The sequence below is a fragment of the Alistipes sp. dk3624 genome (assembly GCF_009557455.1).
Classification (GTDB): Bacteria; Bacteroidota; Bacteroidia; order Bacteroidales; family Rikenellaceae; genus Alistipes_A; species Alistipes_A hominis.
Genome location: NZ_CP045651.1, coordinates 2911576 through 2928707, shown reverse-complemented (window position 1 = coordinate 2928707; position 17132 = coordinate 2911576). Strand labels below are relative to the sequence as shown.

The window sequence follows — 17132 nt, the reverse complement described above, 5'->3', positions numbered from 1 at the left end:
ACTATGAAATATACGACGCTGCTACTCTTATTGCTGTTCGCACTGCCGTTCCTTCCGGAGCCGGTTTCGGCGGCAACGCCCAAATCGGGCAGCATAACCGGAAAAATCATCGACCAGACGGCGCAGGAGCCGGTCATCGGAGCCGTCATCGAATGCAGTCCGGCCGACAGCACGAAAAAACTCTATACCACGTCGGACAAGGACGGCGCTTTCACTTTCCCGAAACTCGCCTACGGCTCTTACGACGTTACGATCACCTACCTGGGACTTACGTCCCACACTTCGCAGGTCGAGGTCGCAAAACCGAAGACCGACCTCGGCACGATTACGATGACGCCCGACATTCAACAAATGGACGAAATCGTCGTCAAAGGACTGACCATGCGCACGACGCAAAAAGGAGACACGCTGGTGTACAATGCGGGAGCTTTCAAAGTGACTCCGGACGCGTCGACCGAAAAACTGCTGGAAAAAATGCCGGGTATCAAAGTGGAAGGCGGCAGCGTCGAAGCGCAGGGCGAACAGGTTAAAAAAGTGCTTGTCGACGGTAAGGAATTTTTCGGGGAGGACGTTACGACGGCCATCAAAAACCTGCCGGCCGAAGTGATCGACCGGGTCGAAGTGTTCGACAAACTGAGCGACCAGGCCGCATTCAGCGGCGTCGACGACGGCCAGGGATACAAAGCGATCAATATCGTCACGCAACGCGGGCTCAACCATGCCAAATTCGGTCGTTTTTACGGAAGTTACGGATTCGACGAACTGTATAACGTCAGCGCGAGTATCAACCTGCTCAAGGACAACCGGAGGCTCACGCTGCTCGGCATGGCCAACAACGTCAATCAGCAGAACTTCGCTACCGACGACCTGCTGGGTGTGCTCAGTTCCGGCGGCGGACGTGGCGGACCCGGCGGACGCGGCGGGAATGCCTTTATGATCGGCAATCAGAGCGGCGTTTCGACCGTCAAAATGTTCGGCGTCGACTATGCGAACCAGTGGTGGGACAAGCTGAAAGTCCAGGGCAGTTATTCGTTCAACACGACCAAGAACACCACCGAAGCGCTGACGCAAAGGGAGTACTTTTCAGACCAACTATACGACGAGACCGGCCGGGACAACTCCCGCAACTTCAACCACCGGATCAACGGACTGGTCGAATACAAAATCAACGACAACAACCAGTTGATGTTCCGTCCGTCGCTCAGTTTCCAGACCAACGACACGTACAGCGCCGACACGTCGGCGACCGCCGCCACCGACGGCGACGCGGGCAATACGTTGCTGAACTTTTTCAAAAGCAACAACGCGGCCAATTCGGCGGGGTACAACATTTCGGGCGACCTGAATTTCATGCACAAATTCGGCGGCAGGGACGGCCGGGTGCTGACGGTTTCGATCAACGGAGGAGCCTCGAAAAACGACCGGGACAACACCAAGTATTCGCTGACGCGCTACCTGAATCCGGACTCGACTTCGCAGTTGAACCAGTTGATTCTGAACCACTCGAAAGGCTATCGGGTCGGCGGCCGCGTCTCGTATTCCGAACCGGTTTCCGAACGGGTTCAACTGCTCGCCAATTACGACATCTCGTACAACTATTCCGACCGCGACAAACGTTCGTACGAACTGCCCGGCGACCTGTTCCTGGACAGCCTGTCGAACACGTACAACAGCGGCTACCTGACCCACCGCGTCGGTCCCGGCTTCCGCCTGCACAGCGATAAGACGATGCTGGTCGTCAACCTGAACTACCAGTACGCCACGCTCACCGGGGATCAGCAGTTCCCGACCGTAGCCCGTTCGAAAATGGCGGCCAATTTCGACAACATCGTCTACAGGGCCATGCTGCATCTCAAATTCAACCGCAGCAATTCGATGCGCGTCAGGCTGTTCTCCGGGACGGACAACCCGTCGGTCACCCAACTTCAAAACGTGTTGGACGTATCGAACCCGCTGTTCATATCGCAGGGCAATCCGAACCTGAAACCGGTATACGCGCAACGTATGAATATCCGCTACACGCGGGTCAACGTCGGGAAAGGCACCACCCTCGGAGCGCAAATGACGGCAGGGATACAGAACAATTCGATCACCAATTCGGTGGAACGCGCCGATCGGAACGGCTACGAAGTCAAGGACGAAACGGGCAATACGGTCGTCGTACTCGACCGCGGAGCGCAGTACTCCCGGCCGGTCAACCTGAACGGTTACTGGACGATCGACGGCGGCGCCTACTACGGATTTCCGGTCGGTTGGCTCGGCAGCAACCTGAATCTGGATCTAAGGGCTTCGTACACCGCGATGCCGACCATCTACAACCTGGTGCGGAGCACGACTACCACAGCCTCCTACACCGGCGGTATCACGTTGGGCAGCAATTTCAGCGACCAACTCGACTTTACGTTTACCTACCGGGCCGGGTACAACATCGCCCACTCGACCAATAACAACGAGTATTTCAACGGCGTGGGAACCGGACGGATCAAATGGATCACGTGGAAAGGGATCACGCTCGAAGCGAACGGCAGCTACTCCAAATACCGGGGCGTTACCGATAAGTTCACCGAGGAGTTCTTCCTACTGAACGCCGGTATCGGCAAAAAACTGTTCAAAAACCAGCGCGGGGAGATCAGCGTACAGGTTTACGATATTCTGAACCAAAACAAAAGCTTCGTCCGCAACGTCAGCGAAAACTATATCCAGAATGTCACTACCAACGTACTGGGACGCTACGTGAGCATCAGCCTGGTCTACAACCTGCGGACGCTCACCGGCAAAGACGGCAAAGCGTACAGCCGACCCGAAGGCCGCGACGATTTCCGCCGGGACGGTCCTCCTCCGGGCGATCATCCGACGGGCCCGCCGCGCGGCGGAGGAATGCCCCCCTTCTAACCGTTTCGACACCACATTTTTTCATAATGCAGTTTTAGCAGTCAAATAGGAAAAGCGCCCGCCGGTTTCCCGGCGGGCGCTCTGTTTCCGGAAAAGAAGACCGGACTACGATTTATTTTTCAACAGATCCCGTATTTCGGTAAGCAATTGAATGTCGGCGGGAGGGGCCGCAGGAGCCGCCTCTTCCTTCTTTTGCGTATGGAAGCGGTTAAGCAATTTGACCATCAGGAAAATAGAGAACGCGATGATGATAAAATCGAGCGTCGTCTGTAAAAAAGTGCCGTAATTGATCGCTACGGCGGGAGTCACCTCCTTGCCGGCCTCGGAAAAGACGGCCGCTTTCAGCGGAATTTTCAATTCGGTAAAGTTTACCCCGCCGATCAACAGCCCGATCGGCGGCATGATGATGTCCGCCACCAACGACGACACGATCTTGCCGAATGCGCCGCCGATAATGATACCGACCGCCATATCGACTACGTTGCCGCGCATGGCAAACTGTTTGAACTCTTCTAAGATCTTAATTTTCATAATCGTTCTTTATATTAAGTTATACAACGGTATCCACACGAAGGTCTGCCGCCTCCGGAAAACCCTACAGCGAAACGGCGTTCCCCGTCCGGTCGCTTTCGAAAACAGCATCCAGGATCTTCATGTCGGTCAGCATTTCCGCATGCGTGACGGCCGGTTCGTCCCCTTCGCGCAGGACGCGGTAGACATTGTCGTAGAACCGCATGTAATTCCCCGGAACGGTCGGATACCTGCAACGTCCGCTGTCGTTATGCAGAACGCCCCACTGCCGTTCGTCCTCGACGATCCAGACTCCGTCGTCCGGCGTCGCATTTTCGTATCGAAGCGCATTCTCTTGCGGGTCGGTTCCGTATTTTACATACGATCCCGCCGTACCGTGCACGGCGAACCGCGGAGCCTCTTCACGCACCAGCATACTCGCGCGCAACGAAACTTTCAACTCCGGATAAAGCAATTCGACGAAACTGTAATCGTCGATCCGGCTGCCGTCGCGCAGCCTGCCCAACGTAGCCCATACGCCGCGCGGTTTGCCGAACAGGGCCACCGCCTGATCGCAGAGGTGCGAACCGAGATTGTAGGTGATCCCTACCCTTGTCTCGCCCGGATCCTCTTTCCAAACCGACTCGGCCAGAAACGGCCGGTAACGCTGGAAAGACGACTGTAGTTCGACGACACGCCCCAGCGCTCCGGTTTCGAGCACCTGCCGTACCGTCAGAAAGTCGTTGTCCCAGCGGCGATTCTGGTACACCGTCAGCATAAGTCCCTTCCGTTCGGCCAGTTCGACCAGGGATTCGGCTTCGGCACAGGTCGTCACGAACGGTTTTTCGACCACGACGTGTTTACCTGCCTCGAGGGCGCGGCGACAAAAATCGAAGTGGGTGGCGTCCGGCGTATTGACGACGACCAGTTCGACGTCCTGTTCCAACAGTTCCCCGAACGAGGCGACCGAGCGGACGTCCGGATAACTTGCGAACGCCTTTTTCGTCCGGCGTTCGACGACGGCCGTCAGTTCGAAACCGGGATTGGCGTGGATGAACGGGGCGTGGAACACCTGCCCCGAAAGGCCGAAACCTGCAATACCTGTTTTGATTCGCATTCTTAGGATGATTGATCGTTTAACTCTCTGCAATATACGGGCCGAATCGTCACTCCTGTCGGTTCTCCACGCGCCGGATGATATTGCGCATACCCAGGCAGGCCAAGCCGAAATAGACCGCCGTCAATACCCACAGCGTGCACCACTGCACGGAAACCTCGGATAGCGTGGCCCCCATCGTCTGGATTCGCACGAACCCGTCCACGCCGCTGCTACTCGGCACCACCTTCCCGATCGCGTAAAGCCATTCGGGCATACACTCCTTCGGAATCGAAGCCCCGCTGAGCATCAGGAACGGAATCGAAGTAAACAACAGCAACAGCAACGAATTCTCGCGGTAACGGAACAACGTGGATAGAGCGATACCGAGAAAGATGCACGACAGCAGGTACGGCAGCAGGAACAGCATCACCGTTCCCCACGACCCGTTCATCGGATAACCGAAGATCCGGTAGTGAACGCCCAGCACATAGAGCAGCGTCAGGCAGTACACCGACAGGTAGGCGACCGTTTTACCGGAAACCATCGGCAGCACGGCCAGCCGTTTTTCGCCGGCGGGTATCAGCGTCCGGTACATTTTCAGCTCGCGCCACGTTCCGCCGACCATGCCGATCCCGATCAGCAGCGTCTGCTGGATGATGACCATGATGATGGCCGGCATGATGAAAGTCGCATAACCGCCGGACGGATTGTACAGGTTCTTTACGGAGATCGTCACCGGATTGCTCAGCGCCTCGGCCTGTTTCGGCTGGGCGCCTTTCGAAACGAACCGCACCCACTCCACGTTGCCGTTCGAATGGAGCACGCTGTTCGTGACGTCGAAAAACACCTGCCGGTACATCAGAAAGTAACTGGCGTCGGCATAGATCGCCAGATTCACCTTTTCGGCCCGCTGCAGCTTTTTTTCGTAATCCGACGGAATCACGATCACTCCGTTGACCTTGCGCTGGTAAAACAGCTTTTTCGCCTCTTCGAGACTGGTCGGCTTATAAGCCACGCGCAGGTTCGGCGTCGCATCGAACGAACGGATTATCTGACGGCTCGACGGGGTCTGGCTGTTATCGACGATTGCGATCGGAATGTCGCGCAGCACCTCGTTCTTATAGGCGAACGAATAGGCCGTCGAATAGATCAGGATCGCTCCGACCACGACCAGCAGCACCCCGCCGTCGTGAAAAATATAATGGTATTCGTGACGCAGGATATCGACGAACTCCCGGTATTTTATTTTGAATTTCGATAAACCCATGACTACAACCTCCCCCAGTATTTTTCATCGGTGCAGATCCGCTTCAGCCGCGGCAGCAGGACGACCGGCAGCAGGATGAAAACGGACATGTATCCGAGGTAGTTAATGGTATAGACGGGCGGAGCGCCCCGCATCGCCTGGTCGATGAAGATGTCCACGTAATAGGTCAACGGAAAAACATAACCGATGATCCGTACCGGAAGATCCATCGCCAGGAACGGGAACGTAAGCCCCGAAAAGGTGAACGCCAGCACCGAATACCCTCCGCCGATCGACAGCGACAGCCGCAGGTTGCTCAACAAAGCGCTGATCGCCACGCCGATCGCCTGATAGGCCAGCACGAAGACCAGGCCCGACGCGAACAGCAGCGGAACGCTGCCGTTCAGCGGAACGCCGACGAATTTGAACAGAATGGTATTCATCAGCATACAAAGAGCGAAGAAAATGATCGTATACGGAGTCAGCTTGCCGGCCAGCGCGACGAGCGCATTGTCTCCCGCGGTCGACAGCCATTGCCGCGCCGTGCCGTTCTTCAGTTCCACCCCGATGGTAAATACCGTCGATATCAGCGTAAATATCAACAACATGACCGGCAGAAAAACCGGCAGCAAGTAGTATGTATAATTGACATAGGGATTGAACAGGACGTGCTTTTCGAAATAGATCGGCATCATCTGCTCGTAGGCTTCCTTTTCGGACAATCCTTTTTTCATCAGCGTCTGGATCTGTATCCCGGAAGAAAAGGTCGTAACGGTCGTCTGGATATCTTTGTTCAGCATACCGTTCTTGGCGAGGTTCAGGTCGTTGATATAAGCCACGACTCCGGTCTGCGTATTGCTGTACACGTTCTTTTCCAGATCGCGGGGGATAAAGACGATCGCATCGATCGTACCCTCCTTCATCATCCGTTCGCCCTCGTCCATACCGGCAATCCGGTAGGCCACCTTCGCCGACGGCGTAGCGTCGATCATCCGGACGAGTTGACGCGACAGCGGCGTATTGTCCTGATCGAGCACGGCTACCGGCATGTCGTGCGGCACTCCGCTGCGGAACAGCACGACGAAGAACAGGAACGACAGGATCGGCAGCCCCACCGAAAGCCTGTAAAAGACCTTGTGGTTGCCGAACGTCCGGACTTCCCGGACAAATACCCGCCAGAATGCTCTGATATATTCCATTTTTTCCGAAATTTGAAACCGCATCTCCGCCGGACGGAAACGCGAACGGCCGCCGGAAATCCGTCGCTCCGGCAACCTTTGATTTACCGGATTTCGTCCCAGTTCACCGTGACGGTCATCCCCGGACGCAAACCGTCGACTTTAGCTACGGGGCGCGCCTTGACCTCGAACGTGCGGATATCGAAATCGCCTTTGGTCCGAGTGGCCGACCAGGTCGCATATTCGGCTTGCACGGCGATATAATCGACCTTTAGCTCGATCGCTCCGCCCAGTCCCGGAACGTAGGCTTTCAGCACCGACCCGATCCTGATTTTCGGCAACAGATCCTCTTTGATATTAAAAGTAATCCACAGATCGTTCATATCCAGCAACGTAATCACCGGATAGCCCGACCCGATTAGTTCGCCTTTTTCGGCGATCACCGACGACACCTCGCCGTCGATCGGCGAATACTGCATCGCATCGGAAATATAGGACTCCACTTCGGAAACGGCTCCCGAAGCCTGGTCGACCAGCGCGGCGGCGGCCTCCCGGTCTTCGCGGCGGGCGCCCTCGACCGCCATGTCGTACTGCGCTTTAGCGGCCGATTCGGTCGTCTGCATCGCTTTCAGGTTCGCCAGCGCTTCGTCGTATTTTTGGGCGGGAACGACTCCCGACTCGTATAGATTTTTCACCCGGTCGAAACTTTTCTGGGCCAGTTCGACCCCCGCCTGCGCTTTTTTCCACATATTCAGCGCTCCCTCGATCTCCTGGATGCGGGCGCCCCGGCTGGCCTTGGCGCTCTGCGCGCCGGCCGCGTTGCGGGCCGCCTCGGCCTGACGCAATTTAGCTTCGACTTCCGGCGTACTGAGCACGAACAGCAGCTCTCCCTTTTTCACCTGTTGTCCCTCTTTCACGTCCATCTGCTCGATACGTCCGGCCAACTTGGACGAGATCTTGATGCTCTTCACTTCGACCTCGCCCTGAATCAGCGTAGGCACGGGCTTGATCGCGAACCAGCAGATCAGCGAAACGGTCACGATCACGACCACGATCCCGATGGTCAATCCGATGACATTACTCTTTTTCATACGATTATTATTTTTACGTTTTTTCTCGGCATTTTTTCAAATACACAGGCCCTTCATCAGTTCGATTCGTCCTCGAACCGGATCGGCATGGCGGCCGACCGTTTGGCATAATCGGAAAACGCCTCGCTGATTCCGGCCGCTTCCAGCAGCCGCGCCAGCATCAGGTCGTAATAATAGGCCGCCTGCAACCGCTCGATCTTGATCTTGGCCAGGTTCAACCGAGCGTCCACGACGTCCGACGACGGAGCCGCCCCCTCCTTGAAAGCCTCGTCCTTGATCCGCAGGTATTCCGTCGCAAAACGATACGAAGCGTCCACCGAAGGAAGTTGCTGCGAATAAGTGACCATTTCGTTGTACAGTTTGTCGATCAGCGTCAACATATTGTTGTGCGCCTGCTCGCCGACCGCCTCGGCCTGGCGGATCTGCCAGCGCGCCGCGCTGAACTTATACTCGCGGTGCAGACCGTCGAAGATCTTGAACGATACGCCGGCCCCGACGGCCCATTTCGGCATGATCGACGACACCTGGTAATTATACAGCGAAGCGATACCCATCAGCGCCACCTGGGGAGCGAACTCGGAACGCTGCAATCGCATATTCTCGGTCGCAAGGCGTTTCGCGTACGATACCTGCCGCAACAGCGGGTTCCGGTCGAGAGCGCACTGCTTGAAATAATCCGCCCCTTCGATATCGCTGAGGATAAACATATCGCTGGCGGGAGCGACGGATTCCTCGCTGTTGAGCGTGCTGCCCAATGCGCTTTTCAGGGTTTCGACGGTTTTCTGCGCCTTCAGGTATTCCCGTTCGGCCTCGGCGGTATGCACCTCCGCATAGAGCCGCTCGCCCTTGGCGATGATCCCGTTGTTTTCCAGCGCGACCGCATCCGACAAATGGTGGCGCATTCCGTCAAGCACCTGCTTGCGCACTTCGACCACCTGCATCGCAAGGGCGAGTCCGTAATAACGTTCGGTAAGTTCCGACACCAGCCCGTTACGCGCCTGCGTCTCTTTCTGCGCCGCATTTTCGACCTTGATCTTCGCCGCGTTGTTCGCCGCGTTGATCTTACCGCCGGTATAGACCGGAACGGTGATGTTGGCCGCGACGGTTCCGAAACTGCGATCCTGCAGTTTCATCGCCCAATCCTTTGCCAGCAAAGCCTGGGCCTGCTGCAAAACGGCCGGAGGAAGCAGTCCTTCCGGCAAACTGCCGAGGATTCCGCCGACCGGCCCTTTCAGGTCATTCATGCCGACCGACATGTCGTCGCCCATATAAACATAAGTACCGGTAACGCTCGCCTGCGGCAGTCTCAGTCCGTAAGCCGCTTTCCGCTCCCGCAGAGCCGCTTCCTGTTCATAGGAAGCCGCCTTCAGCTCCGGATTCCGCGTCAGGGTCATCTCCAACGCCTGATCGTAAGTCAACGATTTCGCATCCTGCCCGCAAACTGCCGTCGCAAGCCCGGTAGCAATACTAACCGCTATCCAAAAATTCCTCATACTCCTTGACTGTTATTGAATGGCACTCAATGATATAGCCGTTATCTTTTCGATCAGTCCCCGCTGATCGTCGGTCTCGTCCCCGAAACCGAACTTATACCGCGAAGCAAGGTACTGCATGGGGATTCCGACCAATGCAATATACAAATCTTCAACGGATGTATCGTCACGCAAAACATTATTTTTTCGTCCCACCGCAATCAGCGTATCCCCGATGCTCCGGATCCGTTCCCGGATATCCGGATTGATCTCCACCGAAAAGTCGTTCAACAGCATGATCAGAAACTTATGTTTCGGGCGGTTAGTCGCAGCGCTCTCGATAATGAACTCCACGATCCCGCGCACGATTTTCCGGATGTCGTTCGTCTCGTCGGCCAACGCATAGATCCGGTCGGTGATCGTCCTGAGCGCATCTTCGAGCAGGTCGTTGATCAGATCGACCTTCCCCGGATAATGACGGTACAGATAACCCACCGAAACGCCGGCCCGTTCGGCGATCGACGCCACGGAACTGTTCAGAATCCCGTGTTCGCTGATGATCTCCACGGAAGCCTCCCGGATCCGATCCAGTTTGGTCATATCCATTTTCTTGGCCATTCCTTTCCGTCCTCGTTAAATAATGAATGAACATTCATTTGTTCGGACTGCAAATATCCAAAACTATTTTGAAAATTCCAACCGAAAATTCTCTCTCAGCCGACATTTTCGATCGTAACGCTTGGATTATACGCTAAAAAGATTTAATTTTATTATTAGTAACGATGTGCGGCACCAATCATGCCGCATATTGTCGAATACACCTAAACCTAAAACTTATTCGTATGAGACTACGCGTTTCCGGGACGACACTCCTCGCCGTGTTTGTTATCCTGCTTTTCGGCTCCTTTTCGGCTTTGGCCCCGGAGCCCGATTTCGGCGGTTCGGTAATCAACTATTTCCAGACCATCGGGAAAACCCCGCAGGAAAAACTGTATCTCCACCTGGACAAGCCCTACTACGGAGCGGGAGAAGAGATATGGTTCCGGGGATACCTGCTGAACGCCATCACGCACATGGACAACAGCCCGAGCAACTACATATACGTGGAACTGACCGACCGCGGCGATTCGGTGCTGCAACGGTTCAAATTCAGGCGCGACTCGCTGGGATTCCGGGGAAGCATCCCGCTGCCGGCCGACCTGCCGGCCGGAGAGTATTACCTGAGGGGATACACCAGTTGGATGCAGAATACCGATCCGGCATTTTTCTACCGACACGGCCTGCAAATCGGCAATTCCATCGTCACCGATATCCTTTCGGAAGTGACCGAACGCCCGGCGCCGGACAACGGAGGCACCCTGCGTATCCGCTTTTTCAACGCTGCGGGCGGCGTGCATTCCGGAATCAAAGTATCGTACGACGTATCGGGCAAAGACCTGAAAACCGTAACGGGGCAGCAAACGACCGACGACAAGGGAGTCCTGACCGTTCAAAACCTGAAACTCTCGCCGGGCAACATGCGCATCGCCGTCAAATTCGAAGACGAAACGCTGGATTATTCGAATACGTTCAACATCAACAATGCTCCGGAAAACGAATACGCCGTATCGTTTTTCCCCGAAGGGGGCAGTCTGCTGAACGGCATAACCCAGCACGTAGCTTTCAAAGCGCAGGCCGCGACTGGATTCTCCCTACCGGTAACCGGTTTCGTAACGAACGCCCAGGGCGACACGCTAACGTCGTTCGCCACCGAACACGACGGCATGGGTACGCTGATGCTGACTCCGGAAGCCGGGCAGCGATACACCGCCGAAACCCGGTCGGAGAAAGGCATCGTCAAACGTTTTCCGCTGCCCGAAGTACGTAGCGACGGAATGGGACTCCAAATGGCTTTCCGCAACGGGGCTATCTTTTACAATGTGCAGAAGGCTGCCGAAGCCGTTTGGCCGGACTCCCTGTTCCTGATCGCGCACCTGCGCGGAGACATCCGGCTGATGCTCCCGCTGAGCGCGGAAAAAACGTCCGGCAAGCTGAGCGGGGACGCCTTCCCGGACGGAATCGTCCATTTCCTGCTGGCGGACGAAAGCGGAACGCCGATCAGCGAGAGGCTGCTGTTCGTCCGCCATCCGGACGCCGTGGAATGGAACGTCGCGACCGACAAGCCGAAATACGGCAAACGGGAACCGGTACGGATGGAAATTTCGCTGGCCGATCTGGGCGGACAACCCGCCGAAGGAGAATTCTCGATGAGCATCACCGACAATCATACCGTCTATCCGGATTCGCTCGGGGACAACATCCTGTCGAATATCCTGCTGACCTCCGACCTGAAAGGGTACATCGAAAACCCCGGCTACTATTTCAACGGCCCGTACACGCCCGCCGTCCAACGCCACCTGGATCTGGTCATGCTGACCCACGGCTGGCGGAGGTTCCGGATCGAAAACCTGACCCAGACACCGCAATTCGAAGCGAAATACTTTATCGAAGCCGGACAGGCCGTATCCGGACAGGTGAAAAATGCGTTCGGCAAGGGAGCCTCCGACGCCTCGATCGTCGCCTATTCGCCCGACTGTTTTATGATGAAACGGGCCGACGAGAACGGACGTTTCCTGATCGACAGCATCCAGTTCAGCGACACCGTATCGCTGATCCTGCAGGCGACCACCCGTAAAGGGGGATCGGGCGTGGATATCCTTGTCGATCCCGAAACGTTCCCCGAGGCCGACAGTATGCCTTTCCCATACGGCAAAGACAACCTGGCCGGCATCGGCAAGTACCTGGCCAACGTCCGCGACAAATATTACAACAGCGGCGGGATGCGGGTCATTCAGTTGAAAGAGGTAATCGTGGAAGCGAAGCAAAAGCAACGGAATTTCTACGCAACGATGGCCGAAAAGACAATTACCAGCGACCAAGTGCCCGTAAACATGCAGAGCCGCCTGGTGACGGACTATCTAAGTACCGTGCCCGGTATTCGGAAACTGTCGGAAGCCAAACTGAGCATCCGGGGAAGCGATATAGAACCGCTGATCCTAATCGACGAAGTACCCTACTACGATAACGACGTATTGACGCGGATATACATGAACGAAGTGAGTTCGATCAGCATTATCAAAGGGGGAAGCGCATCGTTTTTCGGGATCAAGGGCGCAGGAGGCGTTATCAGTATCATGCGTAAAGACGGATCGGAACCCATCGCCGACCTGCCGGCTCCGGGCGTAGCGTTCATCAAACCGCTCGGCTGCCGCACGATCGCCGATTTCTACAATCCGGTCTATGAAACGCCGGAACAAAAGGCCGCATCCAGCCCCGACCTGCGTACGACGATCTACTGGAATCCCTCGCTTCGATTCGACGGAACGGGCAAGGCTTCGGTGCTGTTCTACACCTCGGACGATCCCGAATCGTATCGGATCAACATCGAAGGCGTCACCAAGGAGGGATATGTCGCTCGTTACTCGGCCGATATGGAACAATAATCCCGGTTTCCCAACGTATCAGAGCGGCCCGGTCTCGACATGAGACCGGGCCGCTTTATTCTTATCCGCAAGGACGTTATAACCGGATATGCGCGTTGGCCAGCATCGCTTCCGCCGCCAGACCCCCGATCACGGAGACTTCGATCCCCGCTTCCTCCAACACCGCGGCGCCGCGGCACTGTACGAAATGATCGGGCTCATGGACGGCGAACACGACCCGCGCCATCTTATGAGCCGTAATCAATGCGCTGCATGACAGCGGTTTCGACTTTCGGGTGGAACACGGCTCCATCGAACTGTACATCACGCCGCCTTTCAGGGAAACGCCGGCCTTTTCGGCTTTCAGAATGGCCTCTTCCTCCGCATGGTTATCGGCGGCCGTTTCGCGGCTGTATCCGGTAAATACCTGCCCGGCGGCGGTCACAGCCACCGCGCCGACCGAATAAGCCGAATCCGAACGGGGACAGTCAAACGCCAGAGCAACGGCCTGCCGCAGCCGGAAATAATCGGTTCCCCGCCGACTCAACGAATAGTCCGTCACGCTCATATCGCCGACCTGCCTAACCTGCAACACCTCCATGCGGCGATCCTTGCCGAACGGAAACGCGCCGGCCCGCACGAAACGGGGCGCGCCGGACTCCCCGACGAAAAACGGCGCCACGGCGATCCGCAACAGATCGACCCGGTTCCCGGTCAAAAACAGCGTCATCAGTCGGCTTCCGCCTTCCAAAAAAAGGGAACGAATCCCCATCGTTTCCAAAACGCCGACAATTTCCTCCGCAGTCACGGGAACCCCGACCCGAACGACCGTCGCGACCCGTCCGAGCCGTTCCAGTTTTTCGCCCGGCGCGTCCCCCGCGGCGATTACGACTTTATCGCCCGCCCCCGTCGAGAAAAAACGGGATTCCGAATCCAGATCTCCGCTGCGGGTAACGGTCACCTTCACCGGATCGAGACTCATCCCGAGCGACTCCCGCCGATGCCGCAGGGAAGGATCTTTCAACAGCAACGAAGGATCGTCGCGGCGGACGGTCTCCGCCCCGACCATAACGGCATCGCAACCGGCTCGTAAACGATACACCTCTTGCCAGTCGGCCGGATGCGAAAGCACCAGGCGTCCGGGCGAAGTATCGTCCGTATAACCGTCTGCGGAGAGCGCTGCGGAAGCTTGAACAATCATGTATTTTGGAATGGATGTTTCGACAAAGATGACGTTATTTTTTAAAACGAACAAATTTCATTAAATTTGCACTCGACAGGAACATTAAATACGTCCGGGCTGAAAATATTTCCGGGAAAAAACCGTTATTGATGCAACAAAACCGAACCACTGCGCATCTATTTGAAAGATCGGAGTATTAGCCTGCAATTTGGTGACCGAGAAAGAGCTGATAAAACGCTGTTGTAAGAATGATCCGCGAGCACAGCAGGAACTGTATGAAAAGTATGCACCCAAAATGTACGGTGTATGCTTGCGTTATGCCTGCAACAAAGAGATCGCACAGGATCTAATGCACGACGGCTTTATCACGGTCTTTTCGAAGATAAGCAGTTTCCGCGGGGAAGGCTCGTTCGAAGGATGGCTCCGCCGCATATTCGTCAATACGGCGTTGGGATATCTGCGTAAAACCGATATCGTCGGCCACGCGGCTGAAATAGAGACGGCCGGGCAATTCGGCAGCGCCGAAGCAACCGCCGTGGAACAGATGACCGAAGCGGAACTGCTGCGCTGCATCGCCAAGCTCCCGGACGGCTACCGGGCCGTGCTGAACCTCTTTGCCATCGAAGGATATTCGCACAAAGAGATCGCCGCTATGCTGAACATCAGCGAAGGAACGTCCCGGTCGCAATATTTAAGGGCCAAAGTTTTTTTACAGAAATTACTTCAGAAAGAAGAGATTATATAAAACCATGAAGAGCGATTCGCTGGAAGACGCCTTGAAAAAGAGATTGCAGGATTATACGCCTGCACAGTCCGTACCGTCGTGGCAGCAGATGCAACGACGGATGCAGCTCCATGCGAACGCCCATCCGGAACTGGAAATCCGTCCGAAGCGCAACCTGGGAAGACGTCTCGGATACGGGACGGCCGCCGCTCTGCTGCTGATCGCCGCAGGCATCGGGGTCTACCGGTCGGGACTCCCGTCTCTGCAGGATATCCCGGAACAAACATACACGGCGAGCGGCGGGGACAAGGCGCAACTCCCCGCCCCTGCGAAAGGGAACGATCCGGTGCTGGCCAAACTACTGCAATCGGCCGCCAAAATCGAGGTTATCACCCCGCAGGCCGACGGAAGCGCGACGACCGTACTGGCCGCGAATACCGATTCGCATTCGGGAGCCTCCGATATGCGGAAGACGGCCGCTCCCGAACCCGCGAGCGAAACAACCGTGTCCGACCGGCAAGCATCGCCGCAGAACGAAACGGCGGCCAAAACGGTCGCTCCGAAACGTCTCGCCGATCACAGCCGCCTGTTCGACACGCCGGATCCCCAAAAACGCCGTCCGCGCCACGGATGGATCGCTTCGGCTTTCGCGAACGCTTCGACATTCTCGTCGGCCGCTTCCGGAAGCGGTCCGACTCCGGCGCGACTCACGTCGCTGCTCGACGGAAACAGCAGTTTCGCCTATACGAAAGGGGGAGTTCCGGAATTCGGCCGGGGCAACATGGATCACAAGTTCCCTGTTTCGGTGGGACTGAACGTGCGCAAGTACCTGGCGCCGCGACTGGGTATCGAAACGGGGCTGGTATACTCCTACCTGAGTTCTCAGGCCGAGATCGAGGGCGCTTTCAGTTACCGCTACTCGCAAAAAGTGCACTACCTGGGAATTCCGCTGTCGCTGACCTACTCGGTACTGGACAACAAACGTTTCGACATTTATTTCATCGGCGGTTTTATGGCGGAGAAAGCCATTGCCGCACGGGGCACTACGAAAATTTACGACGGTTCGACGCTGGCCTCCTCGGTTACGGATAAACTGTCGGCCAAAGGGCTGTTCTGGTCGGCCCACCTGGGAACCGGGGTCAGCTATAACTTCGCGGATCATTTCGGACTTTTCGTCCAGCCGGAAATCAGCTACTATTTCCGCAATGACCGCCAGCCGCTCTCCTATCGCACCGAAAACCGTTGGAATGTCAACCTGCGGATGGGTCTGCGGTACAATTTCTAACCGGGCCGCACGTTTTTACGCTCTCCGAAGCAACGTTTGACAATCCCCTTTCATCTACTTTACAGAGCACCGTCCGAAACGACATTGCCCGGACAGGTGCCATATCGAACGAATAGCTAACAAAACAACTTATTTATTCATGAACAAATTTCTGAAAATAACCATGCTGGCGGCCATTCCGCTGTGGGGACTCACTTCGTGTTTGGACGATAACAAATACGCCTATTTCCACCCCAACGAAAGTTGGGGAACGATTGTCGGCACTCCGGAGAATTTCAAAATAGAGACCGACAACGGCAACACGCTCCGGGTAACCGAGAACCTCGACCCGTCTTTCCCCGTGGAAGATAGCCTACGGGTAGTCGCTACGTTCACGCCGCTCGAACAGACGGGCGAGAATAGCTTCGACATCCGGGTAAACGCCATGAAAAAACTGCTGACGAAAATGCCGGTCTACCTGTCGGAACTGACTCCGGACGAAATCGACAGCCTCGGGACGGATCCGATCGACATCGAAAACGCCTGGTTCGGAGCGGGAGAGTACCTGAACATCGAGTTCATCATTTTCGTAAACGATCCGCAGAAAGCCCACTTCCTGAACCTGGTGGTCGACGAGGAAAAATCGACGCCCGAAGAGGTATTCGTCACACTGCGCCACAACGCATTCAAGGACGAAACGCGGCAGAAAGGCTGGGGACGCGTCAGCTTCGACATCGCCGGGCTCGTTCCGGCCGGCAAGGACCAGATCAAAGTCACTCTGCAATGGACCGGATACAGCGGAGTTCCGGACAGCGCGTCGGGTATTTTCAAACTCCGGGAGCAAAACTCGTCGTTCTCCGTAACGCGCCCGGCCGGAAGCAACGATGTCCGTACCAAATCCGTAACCATCCGATAGTTCGAACGGCCGATCTTCTTTCAATAAGCTCAGACCACTGTTTCAAATAATTTCTTCACAACCGGAAGGGGGCGTAACCAATGGTTACGCCCCCTT

General features: G+C 56.0%; 13 protein-coding genes. 5 read left to right on the top strand and 8 right to left on the bottom strand.

Annotated features, from left to right (window positions below):
* The first annotated feature begins 3 nt into the window (after positions 1-3).
* Positions 4-2892: a TonB-dependent receptor gene (locus GFH31_RS12400; RefSeq protein ID WP_153498005.1), complete on the top strand. Its 2889-nt coding sequence runs from the start codon at positions 4-6 to the stop codon at positions 2890-2892.
* Between the two features lie 105 nt (positions 2893-2997).
* Here GFH31_RS12400 and mscL read toward each other — a convergent pair whose 3' ends face one another.
* The 7 genes from mscL to GFH31_RS12365 all read right to left on the bottom strand — a co-directional run bounded on the left by mscL (position 2998) and on the right by GFH31_RS12365 (position 10106).
* Positions 2998-3423, bottom strand: coding sequence for a large-conductance mechanosensitive channel protein MscL (gene mscL / locus GFH31_RS12395; RefSeq protein ID WP_055203836.1), 426 nt, complete (start codon positions 3421-3423; stop codon positions 2998-3000).
* A 64-nt stretch (positions 3424-3487) separates the two neighbouring features.
* Positions 3488-4519, bottom strand: a complete 1032-nt coding sequence (locus GFH31_RS12390; protein ID WP_118458344.1) for a Gfo/Idh/MocA family oxidoreductase — start codon at positions 4517-4519, stop codon at positions 3488-3490.
* A gap of 49 nt (positions 4520-4568) precedes the next feature.
* On the bottom strand, positions 4569-5768 hold the full coding sequence (locus GFH31_RS12385; RefSeq protein ID WP_153498004.1) for an ABC transporter permease: 1200 nt from the start codon (positions 5766-5768) through the stop codon (positions 4569-4571).
* Positions 5769-5770: 2 nt separating this feature from the next.
* A complete protein-coding gene (locus GFH31_RS12380; protein ID WP_101571605.1) occupies positions 5771-6946 on the bottom strand; it encodes an ABC transporter permease in 1176 nt (391 codons plus the stop codon).
* A gap of 83 nt (positions 6947-7029) precedes the next feature.
* Positions 7030-8016, bottom strand: coding sequence for an HlyD family secretion protein (locus GFH31_RS12375; protein WP_101570877.1), 987 nt, complete (start codon positions 8014-8016; stop codon positions 7030-7032).
* Between the two features lie 56 nt (positions 8017-8072).
* Positions 8073-9509 (bottom strand): TolC family protein, encoded by a 1437-nt coding sequence (locus GFH31_RS12370; protein ID WP_101570879.1) that lies wholly within the window; start codon positions 9507-9509, stop codon positions 8073-8075.
* Positions 9510-9521: 12 nt separating this feature from the next.
* Positions 9522-10106 carry a TetR/AcrR family transcriptional regulator gene (locus GFH31_RS12365; RefSeq protein WP_153498003.1) on the bottom strand — a complete coding sequence of 195 codons (585 nt, stop codon included), beginning with the start codon at positions 10104-10106 and terminating at the stop codon, positions 9522-9524.
* Between the two features lie 224 nt (positions 10107-10330).
* Here GFH31_RS12365 and GFH31_RS12360 point away from each other — a divergent pair, with 224 nt between their 5' ends.
* Positions 10331-12970 (top strand): Plug domain-containing protein, encoded by a 2640-nt coding sequence (locus GFH31_RS12360; protein ID WP_172970760.1) that lies wholly within the window; start codon positions 10331-10333, stop codon positions 12968-12970.
* Between the two features lie 76 nt (positions 12971-13046).
* Here GFH31_RS12360 and GFH31_RS12355 read toward each other — a convergent pair whose 3' ends face one another.
* Complete coding sequence (locus GFH31_RS12355; RefSeq protein ID WP_153498002.1) at positions 13047-14150, bottom strand: dihydrofolate reductase family protein; 1104 nt, start codon at positions 14148-14150, stop codon at positions 13047-13049.
* A gap of 193 nt (positions 14151-14343) precedes the next feature.
* Between GFH31_RS12355 and GFH31_RS12350 the strand changes: the two genes are divergently transcribed.
* From GFH31_RS12350 to GFH31_RS12340, 3 genes are all read left to right on the top strand, one after another.
* Positions 14344-14877, top strand: a complete 534-nt coding sequence (locus GFH31_RS12350; protein WP_101571607.1) for an RNA polymerase sigma factor — start codon at positions 14344-14346, stop codon at positions 14875-14877.
* 4 nt (positions 14878-14881) lie between these two features.
* On the top strand, positions 14882-16141 hold the full coding sequence (locus GFH31_RS12345; RefSeq protein WP_153498000.1) for a porin family protein: 1260 nt from the start codon (positions 14882-14884) through the stop codon (positions 16139-16141).
* A 139-nt stretch (positions 16142-16280) separates the two neighbouring features.
* Positions 16281-17036 (top strand): hypothetical protein, encoded by a 756-nt coding sequence (locus GFH31_RS12340; protein WP_118656474.1) that lies wholly within the window; start codon positions 16281-16283, stop codon positions 17034-17036.
* Positions 17037-17132: the final 96 nt, after the last annotated feature.